The 23,494-nt window shown below is 42.7% G+C and carries 16 protein-coding genes; 4 read left to right on the top strand and 12 right to left on the bottom strand.

All coding sequences use genetic code 11. The annotated features are described in order from the left end of the window. Window positions 1-14: 14 nt before the first annotated feature. The 4 genes from INR79_RS06805 to INR79_RS06790 form a co-directional block, all read right to left on the bottom strand. Window positions 15-2,483 (bottom strand): PAS-domain containing protein, encoded by a 2,469-nt coding sequence (locus INR79_RS06805; protein WP_223096525.1) that lies wholly within the window; start codon window positions 2,481-2,483, stop codon window positions 15-17. A 3-nt stretch (window positions 2,484-2,486) separates the two neighbouring features. Next, entirely contained in the window at window positions 2,487-3,227 is a 741-nt protein-coding gene (locus INR79_RS06800; RefSeq protein WP_262415388.1) for a response regulator, read from the bottom strand. Between the two features lie 159 nt (window positions 3,228-3,386). Then, entirely contained in the window at window positions 3,387-4,469 is a 1,083-nt protein-coding gene (gene serC / locus INR79_RS06795; RefSeq protein ID WP_022613949.1) for a 3-phosphoserine/phosphohydroxythreonine transaminase, read from the bottom strand. A 146-nt stretch (window positions 4,470-4,615) separates the two neighbouring features. Beyond that, entirely contained in the window at window positions 4,616-5,878 is a 1,263-nt protein-coding gene (locus INR79_RS06790; RefSeq protein WP_223096523.1) for a DUF945 family protein, read from the bottom strand. 205 nt (window positions 5,879-6,083) lie between these two features. On the opposite strand from INR79_RS06790, the gene INR79_RS06785 reads away from it, so the two are divergent. From INR79_RS06785 to INR79_RS06775, 3 genes are all read left to right on the top strand, one after another. After that, window positions 6,084-8,027, top strand: coding sequence for an ATP-binding protein (locus tag INR79_RS06785; RefSeq protein ID WP_223096521.1), 1,944 nt, complete (start codon window positions 6,084-6,086; stop codon window positions 8,025-8,027). Continuing rightward, a complete protein-coding gene (locus tag INR79_RS06780) occupies window positions 8,024-8,521 on the top strand; it encodes a response regulator (RefSeq protein ID WP_223096519.1) in 498 nt (165 codons plus the stop codon). The genes INR79_RS06785 and INR79_RS06780 overlap by 4 nt, the downstream gene beginning before the upstream one ends. 172 nt (window positions 8,522-8,693) lie before the next feature. Then, a complete protein-coding gene (locus INR79_RS06775) occupies window positions 8,694-9,236 on the top strand; it encodes a hypothetical protein (protein WP_022599658.1) in 543 nt (180 codons plus the stop codon). A gap of 109 nt (window positions 9,237-9,345) precedes the next feature. On the opposite strand, the gene INR79_RS06770 is transcribed toward INR79_RS06775, so the two are convergent. From INR79_RS06770 to INR79_RS06735, 8 genes are all read right to left on the bottom strand, one after another. Beyond that, window positions 9,346-13,485 carry a zinc-dependent metalloprotease gene (locus INR79_RS06770; RefSeq protein WP_223096517.1) on the bottom strand — a complete coding sequence of 1,380 codons (4,140 nt, stop codon included), beginning with the start codon at window positions 13,483-13,485 and terminating at the stop codon, window positions 9,346-9,348. A gap of 29 nt (window positions 13,486-13,514) precedes the next feature. Then, a complete protein-coding gene (locus INR79_RS06765) occupies window positions 13,515-14,372 on the bottom strand; it encodes a hypothetical protein (protein WP_223096515.1) in 858 nt (285 codons plus the stop codon). A 570-nt stretch (window positions 14,373-14,942) separates the two neighbouring features. Then, the gene (locus INR79_RS06760) at window positions 14,943-15,800 is read right to left on the bottom strand and encodes an ABC transporter ATP-binding protein (protein ID WP_223096513.1); all 858 of its coding nucleotides are present in this window, start codon (window positions 15,798-15,800) and stop codon (window positions 14,943-14,945) included. An 8-nt stretch (window positions 15,801-15,808) separates the two neighbouring features. Beyond that, window positions 15,809-16,675: an ABC transporter ATP-binding protein gene (locus INR79_RS06755; protein WP_223096511.1), complete on the bottom strand. Its 867-nt coding sequence runs from the start codon at window positions 16,673-16,675 to the stop codon at window positions 15,809-15,811. Between the two features lie 23 nt (window positions 16,676-16,698). Then, window positions 16,699-18,525, bottom strand: a complete 1,827-nt coding sequence (locus INR79_RS06750) for an extracellular solute-binding protein (protein WP_223096509.1) — start codon at window positions 18,523-18,525, stop codon at window positions 16,699-16,701. Window positions 18,526-18,551: 26 nt separating this feature from the next. Continuing rightward, window positions 18,552-19,595, bottom strand: a complete 1,044-nt coding sequence (locus INR79_RS06745; RefSeq protein WP_223096507.1) for an ABC transporter permease — start codon at window positions 19,593-19,595, stop codon at window positions 18,552-18,554. A 2-nt stretch (window positions 19,596-19,597) separates the two neighbouring features. After that, the gene (locus INR79_RS06740; protein ID WP_223096505.1) at window positions 19,598-20,623 is read right to left on the bottom strand and encodes an ABC transporter permease subunit; all 1,026 of its coding nucleotides are present in this window, start codon (window positions 20,621-20,623) and stop codon (window positions 19,598-19,600) included. Window positions 20,624-21,371: 748 nt separating this feature from the next. Beyond that, the gene (locus INR79_RS06735; protein ID WP_004402628.1) at window positions 21,372-21,959 is read right to left on the bottom strand and encodes a TfoX/Sxy family DNA transformation protein; all 588 of its coding nucleotides are present in this window, start codon (window positions 21,957-21,959) and stop codon (window positions 21,372-21,374) included. A 412-nt stretch (window positions 21,960-22,371) separates the two neighbouring features. Between INR79_RS06735 and INR79_RS06730 the strand changes: the two genes are divergently transcribed. Beyond that, window positions 22,372-23,295: an HDOD domain-containing protein gene (locus INR79_RS06730; protein WP_223096503.1), complete on the top strand. Its 924-nt coding sequence runs from the start codon at window positions 22,372-22,374 to the stop codon at window positions 23,293-23,295. Window positions 23,296-23,494 lie beyond the last annotated feature (199 nt).

Below are 23,494 nucleotides of genomic sequence, written 5' to 3'. Positions count from 1 at the left end.
TAACTGATTGTTCTTTAAGTTACTTTGATAAGGGTTTGAAGGGTTTCAAATTGGAAAGGTTTCGGGATAAATGCCCATTCAGTATCAAACTGGTGATGTTTGATCAGTGCTTCGACAGGTAGTCCGGAGGTGAGTATTACAGGGAGATCCGGGTGCGTTTTCATCATATGCTGCTTTAAATTAACGCCGTCTTCCGGAGTACCCAAATTCACATCAGAAACCACCAGATTACATTCGTTTTGTTGCAAAAATTCCAAAGCGGACTGAACCGTTGGAACGGTGGAAACTCTCAGATTCAGGGATTGCAATTGTTCATGGATAACCTTCCCAACTTCTTCGTCATCTTCCACTACCAGTACTTGAGAGCCAGAAGATAGATTCACGACTGGTGAAAGCGATTTATCTTCCGGCTCTTGGTTATCTGGGGTAACACCAATAGGTAATATCAGGGAGATTGTCGTTCCCTTTTGCGGGACAGAATCTATTTCAATCTCTCCGCCACTTTGGGTGACAAAACCATAGACCATACTCAGTCCAAGACCACTTCCTTCACCCGTTTGTTTTGTTGTGAAAAATGGCTCCAGTGCACGCCGCTGGGTCTCTGAGCTCATTCCTACTCCAGTATCCGACACTTTTAAACAAACACTGTCCTTGGTTGTTTGGGAGGTCGAAAGCGTGAGTGTTCCTCCTTCTGGCATTGCGGCTGCACTGTTTAGAACCAAATTCAGTAAGGCATTTTCCAACTGGGATGGATCTACATGAATATGCGTGTCTTTGAGTTGAAGAGAGGTTTTTACCTGAATACTTGGTGTGACACAGTACGCAGACAGATCCAGCATACCCGCCACCAAGTCATCCACCGCTATCCACTCCGGATACAGCTGTTGCTTGCGACTGAACGCCAATAAGCGCTGCACGAGATTGGTCCCTTTCTCAGATACCATTAGCGCGCGAGCCAGATACTTTGCCTGACGTTCATCTACGCCTTCAGACATTTCCAGTAACTGAAGATTGCCAATCAGTGATGCCAGCAAGTTATTAAAATCATGTGCGACACCACCGGTTAGCTGACCCAACATTTCCATTTTTTGCGATTGGTGCAGTTGTTGCTCTATGGCTTTACGTTCAGACAGGTCGCTGTACAAAGTAACAAACCCACCTTCTGGCATGGGCTGGCTGCGAAACTCAATGATTCGTCCATCATTAAAATAGCGCTCAAACACCGCTGATTTGTCTTTGCGTTCCCGATTCAGCCTTTGCATCTCCAGGTTTTCCTGCATCAGATTTCGTGTTCGAAAAGGAGTTCTGGCCATTAAATCCTGCAGTTCATCAAGCGACATTCCAAAGGAGACTTCATGCGCTTCAAGCTTAAACAACGTCAAGTAGCGATGGTTCCACGCCACTAGCCTGTCCTGGTCATCAAACACACTCAAGCCATCCTGAATGTTGTTAAATATGGCTTCCAGCAAATTCTTTTGAGCCTGCAGGTCTTCCGTCATTCTTACCTTTTCGACCGCTTCAGACTGAAAGGCCTCAAAGGCTCTCGCCAGTTCTCCAATTTCGTCATTACGCTGGATATTGGCGACCGCTACGTTGGTGTCGCCTTTGGCAAGGCTGGACATTTCATCGGTAACCGTTTTCAAATCACGAGTAAGTACAGAGTTAAACCGGTGAAGGTAGATACTGCTTACTAGCAACAAAACAATAATGATCGAGATAAACGTGGTCGCCCGGTCAATGGCACGCTCCGACTGTTTCTGCTGAAACCGTAAATGTTGCTGGAGTGCGATAACGAATTCGTGTACAGATACCGTCATCTGATCTGACTGGGCGCGAATGGATGAGAGAAGATAAGCATTATTACGACGAATCTCCGCGACCTTTGACTGCTGAAGCCTTAGCTCGACCAATATCTTTGAGATATCCTCAAAAGAAAGCACCTGCGCAAAGTCTTCCATCTGCTTGATCAGTACTTCTGGCACACTCATCGGGTTGGTCGTAAACGCATCTAAGAAAATATTGCCTTGTGAATGCGAGGATAGTGGTTGCAGCTCAAATTGTAGAGCCAGTAAATCCTCTCGCGTAAAGAGTTCCTGAGTCACGTTAGACAGAAGACCCTGTATCGATGCATCCAGAGTTTCTACCCGCTTCAGTAAGGTATCTCGGGCTTCGACGTTGTTTAAATGTCGGGCAACGGCGTTAAGCTCGGCAATTTTTTCTTGCAGGCGCTGAGTTTCATTCTGTACATGAAAGGGACGGGCAAAATCTGCTGCGTATGGTGCCATAGCGGCGACCTGAGCCACACTCTCTGAAAGGCTGAGCGCAGTATTAATGTCTTCCAAAGTAGCAGACGCGATGTCGTCAATTAGTGCTTGGTTTTGCTGTGTGGTATAGATAAAAACACTCGCCAGCGACAGAGTAAGAAGCAAAGTGCCGACAACGGAAAGCAGTAACTTGGTGCGAATACTCTGCAAGTTAACCATGGGTTAGCCAAGCATCACGACTTTGCTATTGAAAACATAGCCCACCCCGCGCTCGGTCTGGATGAAGTTGGGAAGGCGCGGGTTGGTTTCTATCTTTCTTCGTAATCTGAGTATCAGAACATCAATAGTTCGGTCCTGAGAATCTGACGCGAAACCCTGTGTTTTATCGAGCAGTTGGTCACGAGACAAAACACAGTTTGGCGAAGAAACGAAAGCTTGAAGCAGAGAGAACTCACCATAGGTAAGGCTGACTTCTTTCCCTGACTCATGATGTAACTGACGGGTGGTGATATTGAGTGTCCAGGGACCAAACTGATACTGGGTATGATCCGATATGACTTCTACAGGTTTAGGTTGAGTCAATTCTGAACGTCGTAGTAGCGCGTTCACACGGGCAATCAGCTCACGAAGATTAAAAGGCTTCATCATGTAATCGTCTGCTGCCACCTCCAGCCCAATTATCCGATCCGTTTCGTCCCCCTTCCCAGTAAGCATCATGATGGGAACAGCACTTTCTTCGCGAATGGATTTGGCAATCTGTAAGCCGTCTTCTTGCTTTAATCTAAGGTCCAGTAAAATTAAATCTGCCGTATCAGCTTCTAGAGCCTGAAAAAGTTGGGTACTGCTTTCAGCCTGTACGACATTATGCCCCTGCTGTGTCAGGGCATCATCCAACACATCACGAATATCCTGATCATCATCGACCACTATGATTCTTCTTACACTCTGTTCCCTGAGTTGCAAAATTCGGCTTCCTTAATTAAAGGTTCAGAAGTTATTTAATTAACACTCAATAACAACATTTGGCTAACAAACACTCGAAAATTGTGATTTGTATTAAGTCTAGCTGAATATAAAAAAACCCAGCGCAAGGCTGGGTTTCAAAGTAATTAGAACGAGAGATTAAGCGTATTCGATTTCGAACTGCTTCATAAATTCTACCAAAGCTTGTACGCCTTCAAGTGGCATTGCGTTGTAAATAGAAGCTCGCATACCACCTACTGCACGATGCCCTTTTAGAGCTTGAAGACCTGCCTCTTCCGCCAGTTCTAAGAACTTGCTATCCAATTCAGGTTTCGCTAGTTGGAATGGGACGTTCATACGAGAACGGTTAGAAGGATGAACCTGATTTCGGTAAAACTCAGAGCCGTCGATGTAGTTGTATAGCAGCGCTGCTTTTTCTTCGTTCACCTTTTCAATAGCTTCAACACCACCTTGCTCTTTCAACCACTCAAAGACCAAGCCAGACAAATACCAGGCGTAAGTTGGTGGCGTGTTGAACATCGAGTCTTTTTCTGCCAGAACTTTGTAGTTCAGGATGCTTGGCAAGGCTTCCGACGCCAGTTCAAGCAAGTCTTCTCTTACAATCACGATGCAGATACCAGCAGGGCCGATATTCTTCTGCGCACCTGCGTAGATAACACCGTACTTCGACACATCGATTTTACGAGACAGAATGGTTGAAGACATGTCTGCAACAATCGGCTTGTCGGTAACAGGCAAATCTGTGATTTCTACACCATCAATAGTTTCATTCGGACAAAAGTGCACATAAGCAGCGTTTTCATCGATTTTCCACTCCGAAGGTGGAATAACTGCAACTTTTCCGTCGACTTCGGTTTTAGCGTTAATCACGCGAGGAGTACAATACTTCTTCGCTTCTTTAACCGCACTTTCCGCCCAGTAACCTGCGTCTACATAATCTGCGGAAGGTTTGTCGCCTATCAGGTTCATAGGCACGGCTGCAAACTGAGCTCGCGCTCCACCATGGCAAAACAGTACTTTGTAGTTGTCTGGAATGGACAGAAGGTCGCGTAAGTCTTGCTCTGCTTTATCGGCTACTGCAATAAACTCTTTGCTACGGTGGCTGATTTCCATTACCGATGTGCCAATACCGTTCCAGTTAACGTATTCGGCTTGTGCCTTTTCCATGACTGCTTTAGGTAGTCCGGCTGGACCAGCACTGAAATTGTAGATCGGTTCCATGATGAGGGATGCTCCTGCTAGGTAAAACGTTTCCCAAGTAATAACACTTTTTCACATATTGAAAAAGTAAAAATCTACAGTAAACACAAAAAAAGAAGTCTTTTGACTTCTTTTTTTCTTCAGTGAGCTATTTCCTGCAAATATCTCTATCTTTGCCCAGCCATTAACGGCATAAACAATGCAAGAAGAGGAACCTGTTTTCCACTTTCAAAGGTCACCTGACCACCATTCAGGTTGGCATTCAGGTCGACTCCTTTGTCAACTTCCGTTGCAAACTCCATAATCAGCAATTCATCAATGTTTTCGCGAACATATGGGTATGCTTGCAACAATTCATTGGAGATATGAGCATCCAGCTTGCCTTCTACTACGTTCAGTAGAATGGAAGCATTTTGTGAAACATTTTTCTGCCCTGCTGGAACCACTAGTTTCCATGCAGACTGAAAATCGCCGCCATTGAGGTTAACAGCAAATTTATTCAGCTCTACTTCAAGCCCAGCCTCAACCAGTTGATCAAGCAGTGGCATGCTTTGCTCAACTTTTTCTGGAGTTAACTCTGCACCAGATTGGTAAATGGACAGTAGCTGCTCTAATGCATCACTGCGAATGCCGTTAAATGCAAAGTCCAGCTTCACTTTTTTGGCTACATTCTCACCCGAAGTCGCTTCTTCAATCGTTAGCACTTGCTGGTTATCGAACGTTTCCCCAGTTTCAGCTTTCACAGAGGTAATCATGTAATCCAGTTCACTTAGCTGGAAATCATTCTGGCCACCGACGGTTTTTAGCGAAATACCCGCTAAATCCATCTTCTGTTCACCAATCCAGATCCCTTGCTCTTTTTGCCCATTGCCTTTTGCGGTGAACCCTGAAACCACAAGTTCATCACCATTGGCAAAGTTAACCGAAGAGAAAGGAATGGAGGCTTGATAGTCTAAAGCACCAGAAATGGATGCACTGCCAGTGGCAGAATACTCGCCGACGATAAGCTCTGATCCACTTGAGTCAGTAAAGTTGAACTTGCGACCCACCAACTCAAAATCGGTATCACCATTAAGTTTGCTTTGGGTGGCTAATTCGAACTGCACTAACTTCGAATCTTTCACATAGGAATGCGCATCTATTGAGAACAATCCATGGCTGATGTCATGAACAACATCAATAGAGGTTGGTAACCCATCTTTCTCAAGATTCTCTGCCAACAGTGGATCTGTGATGGTGTAACGTGTGATTGCCTGAGCATAGAAATAGCTTCGGTCGTACTCAACCACTTCGGCTTTCACGCCTTCACTGTTGAGCTGCTGAATACCATTTTCAACGATAGTTTGTGCAATTTGACCAACAGCCAAAGGCCAACAAGCAGTTAGCGCAATAGCACCACCAATGGCGCCAAGTTTCTTAAGAGAGTGCATGCGATAGGAAATTAACAATTAAAAATGGCAGTCTACCCTAATTTGTTCAGCAATGGGAAAGCCGAACAATGAATTTTTGTTAAGAATAATCTTTGAGTTACGTCAGCGTTTTGTCAGATAACTGCAGCTATCGCCTAGAATACTAACCACATCTCATATCGAACTGCATCTTCTTGGTAGATTTAATTTATCTCAAGGAGGTGCTGTGAAAGATTTTGCGATTTTATTTATCGATGATGACCACGAAAGTGTTCGTCGCTTTGAATCGGTATTCGCCCCTTTTTACGATCATTTCGATGTTCGTTTCACGTGCTCTATTACAGAAGCGAGCAGCGTGGTTGAAAAGCTTTCTCAGGCTCAATCTGAGCTGGCAATGGTGATAGCCGCGAACAGAGCAAACATTCTGGCTTCTGATTATCTTATTCAGATTGGACAGATTCCCGAAACAAAGCATGCCCGTAAGGTGCTGTTAAGTGATGGAAATGACCTTGAGGACATTCTTACCGCAGTAAATAAAGGCAGGCTAGATCACTGCATAACTGAGTCGTCTAATACGCAGTCCATTACCAAAAGCCTGGTGCAGGAACTGACTGACTTTATTCTGGAATACCCTGAACAGGACTGGCTGAAATACAGCAAAATCCTCGACCAAGGGAGGCTAGTTAGAGCGCACATTGAAAACCGTATCCATCGATTTCAGTCTGGCTTTCTTCATGATTACCATAACCTCACTGATGAAGCACTGGCTGAAAAAGTTATCGGCGCCCTAAGTGAGTTTTTCTCTTCCAACGATGAAACACAAGCGATACGAACGTATTCCGCAGAACACCTCCTCACAAGGGAAGGAACACCCAACCACTTTTTGTGGTTTATTACCTCTGGTCAAGTCGCGCTGTACAAGAAGGATGAACTCGGGATTCAGCGGGAGGTGGTTCGACATCAGAAGGGCAACTTAGTTGGCGGCATGTCTTTTGTTACAGGAGAGATGTCTTTTTCTACGGCAATTACTTTGAGCAAGACCCGCGTCATTAAGCTTAGCCGAGCCGAGTTCAATAAAGTGATGCATTCAGACTCCGAACTGCTTCCTCTCTTTACGAATCTGCTCTTGCGTCACTTTAATCGCCGCTTGCAGCGCAGTATTGATACCAAACTTGAACTGCAAAAGTCACTTGAGTCTTTGGAAACCGCGCAAACTCAGTTGATCGAGAAAGAGAAGATGGCGGTGCTTGGTCAGCTTGTTGCGGGTGTCGCGCATGAGCTAAACAACCCTGCCGCCGCTATTTTAAGAGGCGCGGAATCCCTGAGCCTCGCCATTCAGGCAATTGTTGAACCTGATCAGCCGTTAGAAGATTCCGACCTTGCTCGGCAGTTGCTTTTGTCTTCATTAAACAATCACCCGGAATCTACCGCCACACAAAGGGAACATGCTAAAGCGATAGAGAAACAGATTGGTGATAGAAGGATCGCAAAGAAACTGGTGAAACTAGGGCTACATAAAGATGAGTCAGTGCTAAACAAGCTTATCGCGTCAAATGAATTAGATAAGATATTGCCAAAGCTTGAACACTACCACACAGTTGGAAATACCCTTCGTTCTTTGAATGTGTGCGCATCACGAATTACCGACATGGTTAAAAGCCTAAAAGGCTACGCCAGAGATGAAGGGGAATCCGTTCAGGAGTGCAATATTCTTGAAGGGTTAGAGGACACTCTGACGATGTTTGAAAACCGGCTTAAACGATACAAGCTCACAAAACACTATGAAGAGTTACCTATGCTGCGATGCAACCCCAATGCTTTGCAGCAAGTCTGGACGAACCTCATCTCTAACGCACTCGATGCGTTACCTGAAAAAGGCGAGATAGTCATATCGGCGAAGCAAGAACATTCAGACAAAAGAAACTGGGTGGTGGTTGAGATACAAGACTCAGGGCACGGAATCCCCCACAACATTCTTCCAAAGATTTTTGACCTGAACTTCACCACCAAAAAAGAAGGTAACTTCGGCTTAGGCATCGGGCTGTCTGTCTGCCAGCAAGTTGTTAAACAGCATGGAGGTAAGTTGATCGCAGAGTCAGAGCCAAACCAATACACCCGAATACGAGTGATGTTACCCTCCCATTCTGAATCCAAGGAGCACACACAATGAATCAGTATCTAATACTCTGTGTAGACGATGAGCGCGAAATTCTGGACAGTGTCATCCATGATTTAGAACCGCTAGATGAATTTTTTGTGCTTGAGGCTGCAGAGTCCGTTTCAGAAGCAAAAGAGATCATCGATGAGAATGCAGAAAAAGGTATAAAACTGGCTCTGATACTGTGCGACCATATTATGCCTAAGCATTCTGGTATCGACTTCCTCATTGAGCTCAATCATTCAGATGAAACCACCCACGCCCGAAAAGTCCTGTTAACGGGTCAGGCTGGGCTCGAAGACACGATTCAAGCGATAAACCAAGCTAATCTGGACTTTTATATTTCAAAACCCTGGCAAGGTGAAGACCTTCTTAACACCATAACTCAGCAGCTCACTCAGTTCATAATTGAAAATGACACTGAACTTTTACCCTGGGTTCGCATTCTAAACGGAGAGAAAATCCTCGAAGCCATCGCCGCAAAACGCACTGAATTTGGTGAATAGTGGGCATTTTCCATCAAATCGAGCAGAAAACGCCCACAGAAACGGAATTTCTTTCAATTTTTTGATGAATCCTCGTTAGGATGCATTATCATAAACCGTAATAATTCAAGGAACTTCATGGTATTGCTCTTGAGGCACTACCAGAACCAACTAAAGAAGGTTTGTCTAAATTATGCGTAAGACACTGTTAGCCATTGGTCTGATGGCAGTATCTGCTTCTTCATTTGCTGCAGACAAAGACGAAGTCGCGTCAATGAGCAACTTTAACTACGACTATGCTGAAGCGCGAATCGGCGCCAGCCCAATGACTTTTGGTGGTGGTTTCAGTAAGTCAATTCACCCTAACGCACATATGGTTGCAACGGTTGATTCCAAATTTAAAGGTGATTTCAACCTGTCTGCTGGTTTCGGCTTTCACGCTCCGGTAAACAACTGGGCTGATCTAACAGGTGAAATGCTATTCCGCGCAGTCGATAACAAAGATCAGGACATCGACACGGGCATGCAGATCAACCTTGGTGTTCGCCAATGGTTAGGTCCACAGCTAGAAGTAGGTGGTAAAGTGGGTTACGTGTCCATTAAGCAAAAAGACGAGTGGACAGGTTCAGTATACGGTCGCTTCCACTCTACTGAGCTATTTTCGATTGGTCTGGAAGGTCTGCTTAACGACTTCTACGGCGACCAGTTTATGATGACGGCAAGATTTAAGTTTTAATCTTTCTTCTTATCAAAAAATAAAAGCCAGAGATTTTAGTCTCTGGCTTTTTTGTTGGTGTAATAAAAAACCCCAACCTAGTGGTTGGGGTTTTAGTATTTAAAGCTTATTAGAAGCTTGATACACGATCATGTTCGTCCACAATTACCAAGTTTCGGAAACCCGCTCTATCTATTACCTCTAAGCGCAGTGCTTCACGCGTAAGAGGACTAGTTACGTATTCTTCCAACAATTTTGCATCCATCGCAAACATGGGCTCAAATTCACTCGGCAGTTTCACTAACTCGGCCATGTAGACAGAAAGATAACTCACTGTCGCATTGGCAAATCTTAAATCATCTAACCAAATTGCTTTAATTGCATGAGCTGCTGTTAGGGCGTCCGTTGTGAGTAGACCTGACGTAAAACTATAGACACACAAATTGTCCACGTAAATACAAGATCCCTCTGAGCGGGCTAGACCATTTTCAAACAAGTAACCAAACATAGCGTTCCATTCATTGCTAGTAACAATGAGTCCGTCATCAGTAAAACTTGCTAATGCACCCGCTACAAATTTCTCAACCCCTGGACCAATATTTTGCAAACTTGCAACTTCGGAGGAATTTCGGAATCTTTCAGAAAATTCTGAGCTACCAATAGCTGTCTCCATAACAGCAGTTCTCCTGTTGTTAAAATCAGCTAAATCTGAAAGAGGATAATCTGCAAATTTAAAGACATCACTTTGTTGAATTGTTCTTAGCATTGCCTTACCAATCGCGTTAGAGTCTACACGAGTATCTACGGCGTATGTTCTTCCTAGAATTTCTATACCTTCAAAACCCGTTGGGATGTGACCATTGTAGTCATAAACAGCAACTTTTGAGCGCATTGCAAATGCTTCAGGTTTGTAGCTGTCAGTGCGAATGCTATCGTAGCGCGCCAGAACCTGACTCATAGCTTTCGGGAGTGGAGTATTACTGTTGAAATTGAAGCCGTATCTACTACCAAACCACCATGAGAGACCTCCTGGAACAGAAATTTCTTTTGTTCTCCAGTTAGGCGTCCATGAAATTGCTACTTTGTCGCCTTGGGAATTCTCAAATTTATAGACATCACCATTAGCATCAACCATTTCATAAGGATTAATCACTTGACTGAATTCTGTCGCGACATCATTTGGTAACGGGATTGGTCTCGATAGATTCCAATGATCAATAAGTTCGTTCAATTGCTCTCTCACCCCTGGAAGATCGATGAGCGCAAAATCAACACCACGAACACGTGCAGGTGATAACAAATACTCTAGTGCCAATACCTTATCCATCCAGTTACCCAGATGTTCAACTTCGTATCCAATTCGTGACGCATTATCTTTACTCGGTCTATCAAACAAACGAACTTGGTTTAAGAACTCTCCATATTTAGATTCCGCAGTTACGTTAAAGGAGAGTTCGACACGTTTTCCGTCATTAGTGGTGAAGCTGTAAGCGCCTTGTGAAAGAGCATCTGTTAGCTTCTCATCAAAACATGACGTTGGAAGATGAAGCTTACCTTTGTATTGATCTCCCGCGATCAAGCCAGCATATATGTTGAGCAACTGTAGCTCAAACTGTCTGTTTGAAAGAGGAGTTGTTTTGGTAACACCGTTGGCGATGTCAGTTCTGACAATGTCAACGTTACAGGTTTTTGCTGGTGTCTTCAGCAAATCTAGGTAGAAAAATGCCTGTTCATAAGCCGCGATTGCGACATCACAACGCCTTTGCTGAACAGAAGTACGAGGAGATGTATCATCTGCTGCAGGGCAAACTTCGCTTGGCTTTAGAGGTTCACTTGGGAACGCTGAATAATAATCTGTCAAGACCATATTCATACGAGAGAACATACCGCGTGTAGCAAAGTACTTGCTCACTGCACTCTTGTTTTCGTTAAATTCAATTTTGTCTTTACGCGTGCTGAATGATTCAAAACGCTCAGTATATTGCTCAGAATAGTAATCTGTAATCTGGGTCAGGTTTGTACCCTCGTCAAAAATTAGACAACCTGAATTTACCGGCGCTCTCCCACTACCGTCAGTACAGTAAGCGTAATCACGTAGCTCTTTTCCAGTTTCATCCAACTCACCAGAGAAAATGATAGAAGCCAACGCAGAATCTTTAGTTAAATCCGCTCTTTTAGCCTCATCTCGAACGGATAGGTCGATCATTGTAATGCCATCATCGCTGTTACGATATTCTACAACCTTATTAGCGACTTCCTCATCGGACATCGAATTTTCATCGATTATTTCGTGCGACTCAACTTTACGCTGATAAGCAAACCTCAAAGCCGCGCGATCGTATAATCCAAATGCAGGCTGCGAGTTCAAGGATGAAGGCATATAATCCATGACCGATGAAGTCGCGGATAGACCATTTAAACCAAGTGCCAGTGATTCTTTAGCAGAGTAAAAGTTGTGACCATCATAGCTTCCAGCAAAGTTGTGTCGTAAGCCGAGGTTATGACCTATCTCGTGAGTCAATACATGTAGGTAATAATGAGTAGAGATTTGTCTAGTCACCGCCTCACGTTGTTCTATGCTGAGATCTGCCCAGGATTTAAGCTGTTTTGGTACACCCGCAATTATCTCATCTTGCGTTTGTTCAAAGTAAAAACCTTCGCTGATGAAATCTAAATCAGTTACGTTTGTTTTCTTAATAGAAGTAGATACTGAATACTGGTCGACTGGGTAGATGTTATTCTCAACCATCTTAGCCAGTTTCATCCCTTTCTCTTCTTGCAATTCTTCTAGATTTAACTTTTGAATTACACCTTCATCGTATGCATGTTCAAAATTATCGATTGAATCGTTAAGGTCTTCCAAAAACTCGTTACGATACTGTTCTGCCTCCGCGTCAAATCTAACGTCACTCAAAGAGCTAGAAGCATTGCTTGTAAACCCTTGGGTAGAGGTATCTGAAGCAGGTGTATCTTCCTTTAACTGCTCTTCCAAAATGCCTTTGTTGTAATGACGAGCTAGAGTATCCCACTGCCTGCCTGTACCTGGGATAAGGTTACCCGGGAACATAATTGTGTAAGCACTAACAATTTCACCAGTTAATGGATTAGCGTAACTAGGACCTAGCCCACCGCCACCACCATCGCTGGCCTCAGGTACTATGTGAATGACATTTTTACGCAGGTCACCTACACGTACACCGCTAGGTTCGGTAGCACCAGCATTAACTAGAACTAACTCAGGAACAATTCGGTTATTTTTCGAAAAATCATCCTTTAGGCTATTGTTAATAATACTGAAGCCACGAATTGTCGCATCTAGCCATTGCTTATTGAGCAGATTACCATTCTCGTCTTTTCGGAAAAACTCATCACTTAGGTAGTACTCAATTTTCTCCTTCTCAGGATTAAATCGGTTGATGAAATGGCCTTCATAACCACGTTGATTTCTATTGTTATTCGGGTCTAACTTTTTGTAGTCTGTTTTAAAGAAGCCAAACTTATCATGTTCAGCCAGATCATAGTGCACTGGCTGGTAACCCGGCGATGCAATCGTATCAAGGCGAACCAGTGAGTAAAACACAGTGTTTTTTTCAGGCTCTCCATAATCACCCTCACTCACAATGTTATGCTCGAATTCGATGTTGATGACACCTTTCTTAGGATCAAATTCAACATGAGTCAGGTTTTTATTTATTAGATTGTCGAAGTATGCTTTGAACAGAGTTTGATCATCATGAACAGTTAGTTCGTCAAAGCTTGGAGTAAAGTGTGTTTTTTGCCACCAGCGCACTGCTGGATCAGACACTTCCTCTTCTTTGTTAGTACAATCGCCATACGAATCTTCCTTACATTGATAAGCTTCGTACGAACCTTCCAAAGTAAGAAGTCTTGGCTCATTATGATCACCAGGGAACCTAGTAATTTCCCCTTCAAATGTAATGTCACCTTCAAGCTTCTCAGCAACTAGACCTTCTTGAGTAAACTTTAGAGTGACAAGATTTTCTTCATTAAGAAAATCATACATATAAGGGTGGACGTCAGAAGTGCGTGTTACATCACCAAAAGTCTGCTGAAACATCCAGATACCCTCTAAAGGTATCTCGTAACAATCTGAGCAGTTTCCAACCTTTATAGGTGCGTTGCCTGTTAAGCTAGACAACGAAGATTGATTTATATCTTTGTCCACATATTCGTACGCTTGATCATCAGCACCACAGCCCACTAAAGCTGCTCCCACTGCTGTCACCAAGCTAAGTTTCTTAAAATTCATAAGTAACTACCTGTTGTTGTTTTTATTTCCTAAAAAGAGAATGTTGCTGTTGCAACATAGGTGGCATTCTCACTGTCAAACAGATCGATGTTGCCTAATGTGCCTCGTTCTGCATCGGTGTATACACCACTGGAAGAAGCACTCAATGAAAGAGATAAGTAATCGGTGGCTTTATAGCTACCCGATAAATTACCCGCATAGGTAAAACTGCTCCGTCGAGTGCCTTGATAACTTATAGAGTTACCGCCGAGCAGTGACGCATTGAATGAGAAGTCACCTATTGAATAACTCGCACAAGCAGAAATAGAATAGATCCACTCATTTAAAGACTCACCGGCAATAGTTTTGTATTGGTGGAAGTTCTTTCTTACTCGTGGAGTTACACAAAATCCCACGTCAGCAACTTTAAAGCTGACAGGAACCGATAATCTAAATGCAGTATTTAACTGTTGTTTGCGCGAATGTTCAGAAGTAGGAATGGTCAATTGTCCACTCATAGAAACATTTACTGTTTCACCAAACTTGGCCAAATTTGAGTATGAAAGCCCGATTACAGAGTCTGTGAAAAAGTCTCCAGTTTTGTCTTCCAAGCTTCGGTAGGCTCCTGTTGAAAGAAATGCAGAGTATTTGTCTCGAGTAGCATTAAAACTTGCATTCCAGTTAAGTGCGCGCTTTGAACGATGGTCGTCTGGGTGGTAGATGTTGGTTTGATAACCAAGCGACAAACTACCTCCGTATTTTGTTTCAACGACTTCTTCCTTAGCGACACTTTTCGCAGCGTCGTCCTGTTCTGAGTTACCTGTTTCTTCAGCCATCGTGCTAAACGAGGCTAGAGCTCCAGTCATCAGAACAAGTCCGTGCAACGAGGTTATTTTTGTGTGCTGCATAAACGTTTCCGTTTCGTTCCTGTTAAATTTCCTAAAATTTGAAGTGCAAGAGCCCTACCCTTAATTAACTAAAGGGTACAAAGGGTTATCCGAAAATATTCAGCCCTTAATCTTCAAAATATCAACAACATACTCAGAACGTAAAAGGTCGCTTATTACTAAAATTTTAGTAATAAGGGTTAAGTACTTTGTATGTTTAAATAAATATTCAAATAGATTAAATAATTAAAAAAAGTAATTACATCTTAAAAACATAACAACCTGTTACTTATTTTCATTATTTTAAATATTTAAATAGATCTATGATTCAATTTGATTATTTTTCATAAGCTATCCTGTAATTCCTTTTACATGTATCAAACTACTGGTGTAGTTGGTTAGCCTAGCCAAGACTTAATATTTATTAGATGTGTAAAATAAGATAAAGCAGATTCCATACGCTTTATTTATTCTTTATATTGAAGGTAATTTCTAGTCTTTAATATCTCTTAATTACTTTCAAATTTCACTCTGTATATTGTTTCTAAGTATTAATATTCGAGTTAGTTCATCTTTTAAATGTAAATATTTTCAACCATCGGTTAAAGAACGCTCGTTTTCTTCTTTTATTTTTTCTTTAGTATTCTTATGTTCTCTATATTTTGGATGAGTAATGGGTATTGCTGATAAAAGTTTCTTTGTGTAGTCCGCTTGAGGGTTATCGTAGATTTCTTTTACTCCACCCATTTCTACAATTTTTCCAAAATACATTACGGCAACTTTATCCGAAATATGGCGAACGACAGAAAGATCATGAGAAATAAAAATCATCGCCAAATTCATCTCTTTCTGAAGACGAAGCAACAAGTTCAAAATCTGAGCCTGAACAGACACATCCAGTGCAGAAACAGATTCGTCACATATCAGAAGCTTAGGCTTAAGTGCGATAGCTCTCGCAATGCCAATTCGCTGCCTTTGCCCACCAGAAAACTCGTGAGGGTATCGCTCTGTTGAGTTGGCTGGAAGACCGACTTTTTCAAGCAAGCCCAGTACCCATTGTTTTCTCTCTTTAGGTGTACCGACGCCGTGTATGATATAAGGCTCTTCCAAGATCATTCCGATGGTGTGTCTCTGGTTAAGTGACTCCATTGGGTCTTGAAAGACAATCTGCATGTCTTTCCGAAGCGAGCGCATTTGTCTTGGTGAAAACTGAGTAATGTCTTCTCCTTCAAAGAAAATTCGTCCTTCCGTCGGTTCAAATAACTTGAGTATGGTACGGCCGAGGGTACTCTTTCCGCATCCCGATTCCCCGACTAAGCCGAGTGTTTGCCCCCTCTCGACTGAAAATGAAACGCCATCAACGGCTTTCACTGTATAGCCTTTTTTAAACACACCTTTGCCAGAAACAAAGTGCTGTTTTAAATCAACAATTTTAAGTACTTCTTCCATTGCTGTGCTTACCCTTTGAACTCTGGAAACGTGGTAATATCGATAGGTTTTATCTCGATAGGCTGCTTGGGCTCGTTATCTAGGTTAGGCATAAGCCCCATCAATCGCTCGGTATATGGATGTTGAGGATTATCAAATAGATCAAAGACATCAGCGAATTCGACCACTTTGCCGCCATACATCACCGCCACGTCATCACAAATCTCCGCAACCACACCTAAATCATGAGTGATGAATATCATCGCCATTCCTGTTTCTTCCTGCAGTTCTCGCATAAGTTCAAGAATGGATGCCTGGACGGTTACGTCCAATGCCGTTGTAGGTTCATCACAAATCAAGATGTCTGGCTTACAAGCCAGTGCCATGGCAATCATGACTCGCTGGCGCATCCCACCAGATAAGTTATGTGGATATTCATTCATCCTCTTCTCTGGCATTGGAATGCGCACTTTTTTCAGCATTTCTAGCGAATAAGCGTTTCGCTCAGATTTTGATAAGTCTGGTCGGTGCAACTCCAACACTTCGTTAAGCTGTCGCCCAACGGTGTGAACAGGGTTTAACGCTGTCATCGGATCCTGAAAGATGATGGAGATATTATCTCCACGCATCTTATACATTTCCTCGGCGGGCAACGTCACCAAATCGGTCCCGCGATACAATATTTCGCCGTTAGTCACCCGACCGTAAGGCTTGGGAAGCAGCCCCATGATCGACATGGAGGTAACACTCTTTCCACAACCCGACTCTCCAACTAAACCAAGTGTACGCCCCGCTTTCACATCGAAGTTAACACCATGAAGAATCTTCACCACACCATCATCGGTGGTGAATTCGGTTTCCAGATTTCTTACGCTTAATATTGTTTCCGCAGACATACGACTTCTCCTGACTGACTCAATTACAGCTTGTAGCGGGTGTCCATAACCGTAACCGGCTCGAACGTCTTTCCACTTTTCACTGCTTTTTTGGTTTCTTTCTTCATTTCAGAATCAATCCAGAATGTATGCAAACCTAAAACCCTGTTTGTTGGGAACATTGCCTCTGTCATTCGTGTCATCGCATTTTTCGGAAACTTAATGTAACGCCAGTGAGCTTCACGTGAATATGGCACCATGTAACCCGGCACGATGACATGGGCTTCTGTAATCTTCTGTTGAATTTGATGAGATAGGCTATGTCTCTTTTCTACATCAAATTCCTTTCTATATTGCTCAATAAGCTTGTCTAATTCTGGAGAACTAAAGTTGGTGTGGCTGTTGGTTTGAGCTTTATTTGCATTGGCTGAATGGAAGTATTCCCAGTAAGCTGGTACTTCTTTCCCGCCCATATTAAGGAATGCAAGTTCATGCTTTTTCTCTAAAACGAACTTAAATGCTGATGAGCCATCAACTAAATTAAGATTAAACTCAATTCCAGCTTTCTTACCTTGCTCTTTCAAAAATGCAATTCTGGGTGTCCAAGAGTTGTAGCCATAAGTAATTGCAAAACTTAGACGCTCACCATTCGCGTTAACACGAATACCATCAGCTCCGATTTTGTCGAATCCAGCTTTGTTAAAGAATTCCCCAGCTAGCTCTGGATCAAATTTAGGAGGTACTGGATTAGGCTTGTCGTATTTCCCATGTCCAAATCCCATTGCATGCGGTTTGCGCGAGTAATCACCTCGAGTGATTTTCTCGATCATGCCGTCATAATCAGTTGCATGCATAATGCCCTGACGCAAATTGATGTCTCCAAGGTGCGTTTTTGACGTATTGATCCATAGACCACCAGCTCCCTGAGGTCTCTCATTGAACCCCCAGAAACGGTGTATGTAACCCTTCTGGTAAGGCTCAGAGTTGGTTTTTTCATGCCATACGCTTGGAAGAATAGTTGGGAATGCGTCTAGGTCACCCTTCTCAAAATGTTTACGTGCGATATCGTTATCGCGTATTACTTTGATTCGGATCTTATCCACATTGAAGCGATTCTTGTAATAAGGATTGCTGTATCCCCACCAGTCATCGCCAACGTGTTTGAATGTTAGGCTCTTACCTTTCTTTACTTTATCTAGGTAATAGGCGTAAGTCGTTGGTTCACCTTTGAAATTGTATTTACGGACAAAGTTATCATCAACTCCATCCCCATTTTCATCCTTTGAAGGCTTATAAAAGTGTTCTGGACGAGGGCGCAGAGAACCTAGAGCGTAAAGCAGGTCGTCCGGGTTCTTTTCCACACCCGAAACAGCTGCTATAGTATGCTCATCAATCTTGATTATTTCGTCGATCTGTTCTGAGTAGTAGGTGTTATACCAAGGTTCTACAATGTCTTTCGAGCGGTAGAAATTAAGCATAAAGACAAAGTCATCTGCGGTAACTTTCTCGCCGTCGGACCATTCTGCTTTTGGATTAAGTTTGAAATAGATGGTCTTATTATCACCTGCATAAGCCCACTCATTGGCTAGGTCAGGAATCCATTCAAGTGTGTCTGGATGCTTTCCAACCAGGGAAGGCACTTTATCTAAAAAGTAGTGGCGCAAGCCAGAGTTTGAATCCGGACCGACGCTTCTTAGTGTCTGAGGAAAGCTAAGGATAAATGTTCGATAAGTTCCACCGCGTTCGGCTTCTTCCGAACCTATATTCGGTTCATCCCAATTGGTGTTCCAGGTCAACCCTTCAGGTAGTGTCGTTGCTTGTGCTGTAAACCCGACAGCAGAAAGCAGCGTAACCATTGCTAATTTTTTCATAAACATTCCCTATTTAATTATTCTAGTTATACGTAACGTGTAAATTTCTTAGGATCGAAGGCTGCACGTATCGCTTCGCCGATAAATGTCACCATAACCAATACAAAGACCAACGCAGTCACAACTGACGTAACAATCCACGGCGAATCCAAGTTTGACTTACCTTGCTGGAGCAATTCTCCCCAGCTTGGCGTTGGAGGACGAAGACCGAGTCCCAAGTAATCCAGCGCAGTCAGAGCAGCAATATTTCCTGCAATTGTGAAAGGTGCCAGAGTCACTATCATTACCATGGTATTAGGCAAAATGTGCCTGAATATGATTCTGAAGGTACTCGCCCCCAATGCACGCGCCGCCATTACGTACTCACGAGCAGATTCTTTGTAAGTCATGGTTCGCATATACCAGGTAATACCGATCCATCCGAACAATACGTTTATAGCAACGAAGAGAGTAAAAGTTGGCTGAGTGACTGAAACCAGAATCATGATCACATATAGGAATGGGACCAAAGACCAAACTTCTATCAGTCGTTGAGTGATCAAATCAAATTTGCCACCAAAGAAACCCATAGCACACCCCACAGCAGTCCCTATCGCGTAAGAGAATGCCATGGTGATCAGCGCAAACCCAATTGCTGTACGAAATCCGTATACCAGCCTCGCAAGAATGTCGCGACCGATAACGTCTGTCCCCAGATAATGCTTAGTTTCTGCGTCTGGTGCAGTAGGAGGGAAATCACCGCTAAAGTCCTGCTCATAAGGGTTCCAAGGGACTAACGGCATAACCACAAAGTTATCTGAGTTTTGATTTTCAAATGTCTGTGCCAGAAGCCTGTAATCTGCTTCCCCTGAATGCGTCTGACCAAAGCGCTCAGCTAAATGCACATCGCTCACGACCGGGAAGTACCAATCGCCTTGGTATTTAACGACTAACGCTTTGCTGTTCACAAAGAATTCTGCAAGCAACGAGAGTAGGATCAATGCAGACAAAGTCAGAAATGACCAGTACCCGCGTTTAATCTCTTTGAAGCGTTTGATCTTTTTTCTTGTTAATGGAGTTAAGTTCAACATCTTTATTCTCCAAACTTCACACGAGGATCAACCAGTGCCACACAGATATCCGACACAATGTTTCCAATAAGTAATAAGACGGCATTGATAGCCACAATGCCCATAACCACTGGGTAGTCCCGTTCGATAATTGATTCGTAACCCAATAAACCAATGCCATCGATGTTAAAAATAACTTCGATAAGGAAAGAGCCCGTCATAAAGAATAAGAGAGAATTACCAAAGTGACTTGCAATCGGTATTAAGCTATTTCTAAGCGCGTGCTTTTTAACTGCTTGACGAAATGGTAGACCTTTTGCGATAGCGGTACGGATGTAATCTGAAGAAAGATTTTCCATCAGGTTATTTTTCATCGTCATGGTCAGTGTTGCGAAATCACCGATGAGGTAACAAATTAAAGGCAATACTGCATGCCACATGACGTCTTGTGCGCGCTCGAAGAAAGTTTCGTAGTCGTCATAATCATCCCCTACGAATCCCCCCATAGGGAACCACTCTAGGTTATAACTAAACCAGGTAATGAGAAGCACACCGATAACGTAACCAGGCAATGCGTAGCCTAGGAAAATAAGAATGGATGAAGCGGAATCAAAAACACTGCCGTGTTTAAGCGCTTTAAAATAGCCGAGAGGAATAGAGATAAAGTAGCTAATAAAGAAAGTCATACCGCCGTAAAACAGAGATACGGGCAGCCTTTCTGCAATCATGTCACTGACTGGCTCGTAGTAGCGGGTTGACTCACCAAAGTCTAAAACTGCCAGCTTACTCAACCATTCAATATAAGCTTCAAAGACTGGCTTATCTAAGCCATAAAAAGCGTTGAGCTCCGCCATTTGCTCTTCAGAGAGTGCGGAGTTGTCTCCCGCTACTGATGAAGATTGTGCTGCATCACCCTGAGGCTGCATGTTGGCAAGCATACGCTCGACTGGACCACCAGGGACAAATCGAGTGATGGCAAATATTAAAATTGTTACTCCCAAAAACGTTGGAATAACAAGCGCTAAACGGCGTAAAAAATAAGATAACACGTACCGACCTTCTCCGAGTCTTATGTCCGCTTCGTCATAAAAGTGTCATCCTTTCAGGTTAAGTTAGGATTCGTACACTTCTAGGGAAGCCTAGTTGAACATCAATGTCCCAGTACCTTTTCGAATTCATCACATGAACTTTTTCGAGTTCAATAGGTCAGACAAAATCGAGACTACCTTATTCCATTATATTTACACGTCTTATGGATGATACTTGGTATCACTTTTGAAATTATGCCAAACGTTTACGCCAAATTCACATCCATATCAGTCCTTAAATCTACAAACTGATGACTATAAAGACTTATTGACCAACTAATAGATAAAATAAAAGTCAATTTTACTGACTAACAAATCAATATCAGTTTTCTTATCTTTATAAAGATCCGTTCACATAAACTGTCATATTACTTCATACCTCTGTCTGAATGTTAATGGACAGTCAATAAAGCCTGAGTAAGCATTTCATATAGAATAATTCTCCACAAATAAACACTTAAACAGCCTCTGAGTTTAAGGCTCACTAAGTGGTTCACTTATTAATACCCTATTGACATACTAAACATAAATAGGTAAATAGTCAGAAAAGTCTATTTTTCACACAATTTCTGTGTCACGCCTAAACCATCAAAATATTCCGGCTTTGTTATTCTCTTTTGGTTGTTAGAAATATCCGTTTTCTTTTTATTTAGTTTTATAGAATTAAAAAAGGCTCGCATATGCGAGCCTTTATCAAACTAACTGAAATTTATACTTCCTGACACAAAGCGAGCAATTCTTCCTTTTGCTGCTCTTGAATCAGTTTCCAATGGCAACCTTTCACAGCACCAGCAAACTTCCAAAGTAAGCGAATATCAACTTCACCACCGTAAGTCTGCTTCACGCGTCTAAACACATCAACAGGACCTAACCGCATGAAAGTACTGACATCATCAATACCAGACTTCTTAACCATACGTTCCAGAGTCAACTGCATATTTGGAAGATCACGCAGTCTCCTGCTGTCTTTAGACTTTTGAAAAGCCCTTTGCTGCTTTGAAAAGTTGATAGATGCACGGACGATGCTTTCAAGCTCTTCATGCTGTGAATCGAACAAATCAGTAATATCGTAATAATTAACGATAGCTGTTGTTTGCTTCTTCACATGCTTATATTTTTCGCATCCGAGATCTGTCAATTTTTTGTCTAGGTTACCACCGCCACGAATAAAGATTGTTTCATTAGTCAGTAGTGCGTACATCGCTCCTTCATTGAATAAGCCAATTCCACCAAACATTGATCGCTTTTGATAACTGCCAAACTGATCAACAAAATCATAGAACATAGATTCCTTCATGTTCCGTAACCTCCAACTTATGTGTTAACCCCCCGATCAATACACAAGCGCCGATCATGAAATATCGACTTCAGAGACGTAACCAATAATCGGTTACAAAAATATTTCCATACCGGAAAATATACGATGAAGTTTATGACGAATAAGATCTTTATGAAACCGCATACTTAGCCCAATGAAATAAGTTAAGATGTTGCTCACAGTAAGCCCTCTGATCCGACCCAAAAAACGCATCAAAATCACAACTTAATGCAACAAGAAGTTAACCAATCAACAAAAATGATGTGAACGCTCTGTAATTTTAGGGTTTATTCACTGAATTACTGGACTTTTTTTCTAATGCGTTTTGTTGCGCGACCTTGCCATAGCACGTTAAACTGACCCTCAGAACAGATTGATCAAAGTACCCAAAATGAACCACTTATCATTTTACTGGTTACCTCATAACAACCAGTTACTTCTACAAGGACTAGAGTCCGAATTTGCTCAACTCGTTGAGCAATCCATAAGCACTGGCAAGATCAGTCTTCCGCCTATTCCAGATGCTGTGCTTAAAATTCAGCAACTCTGTACGTCAGATACAACAGGGATTCCGGATATTGCAGAATGTCTGATGGAAGATCCTAGTCTCACTGCGGTGGTGATCCGTGTTGCTAACTCTGTTGTGTTCAACCGCAGAAACATCACCTGCACAGATCTCCAGACAGCAGTTTCGCGCTTAGGGATCTTAAGAGTGCGAGACATCGTGACCGCTCAGGCAATCGAGCAGCTTAAAAATTCGGTCAACCTGAATAAAGAATGCAACCATGTACTGACACACAGTGCGTCAGTTTCCCGACGCTTAGCAGCGACCATGGTGCTGGTCACACGTTCTTTCCTGGCAACTGAATCGGGTGAGAAATACGAATATTTGGAAGAAGAAAAAGCACTTCTCAGTGGTTTGCTTGCGGATATTGGTATTTTCTGTCTGGTCAACGAATACCACATGTATCTTGATAGAGGTAACTATCTGGACTACGACATTGCACTTCAGATTTTCCAGTCTCGCTGTGCGGTCACCAGCCAGCTAGTGCTAAACAGTTGGGGATTCGATCAAGATTTCTTAGAAGTTGCCACCAACAAACGAACTGAAACTCAGGAAGTTCCTGTTAGCTATTTGGATGTCGCCAGAATCGCAAATCACCTACTGATGTTCAGAGACGACGACGATGCGATAGAAGAGCACGAAGTTGAGTTCGATGTAGATGGTGCTGAAGTGCTTTACGAATTGAGTAACCTATCTGATGCTGATTTCGAAAGCGAAATCAAAAAGATTATGAATTCTACTGGTTTTTAACCCTAAGTACTTTAGCTAGGGAGCTATATACTCCGAGTCGCTTTCTTCAAAGATCCCATACGCCTTTGGTTTTCCTTTTTTAAAAAACCAAAGGTGATTGTTTTAATCTTTCCACTTCTTACCTTTTCTTATTTGCTTCCAAGTCGGACATAGCAGCGCTCAAGCATATCGATTAGCACTGGGAAACTCCTGTTCTACT

Origin of the sequence: Vibrio sp. SCSIO 43132 (genome assembly GCF_019904195.1) — a bacterium.
In the GTDB taxonomy this organism is placed as follows: Bacteria; Pseudomonadota; Gammaproteobacteria; order Enterobacterales; family Vibrionaceae; genus Vibrio; species Vibrio nigripulchritudo.
Note: the sequence above shows the minus strand (reverse complement) of the source record. Positions and strands in the feature narration are given on the sequence as shown.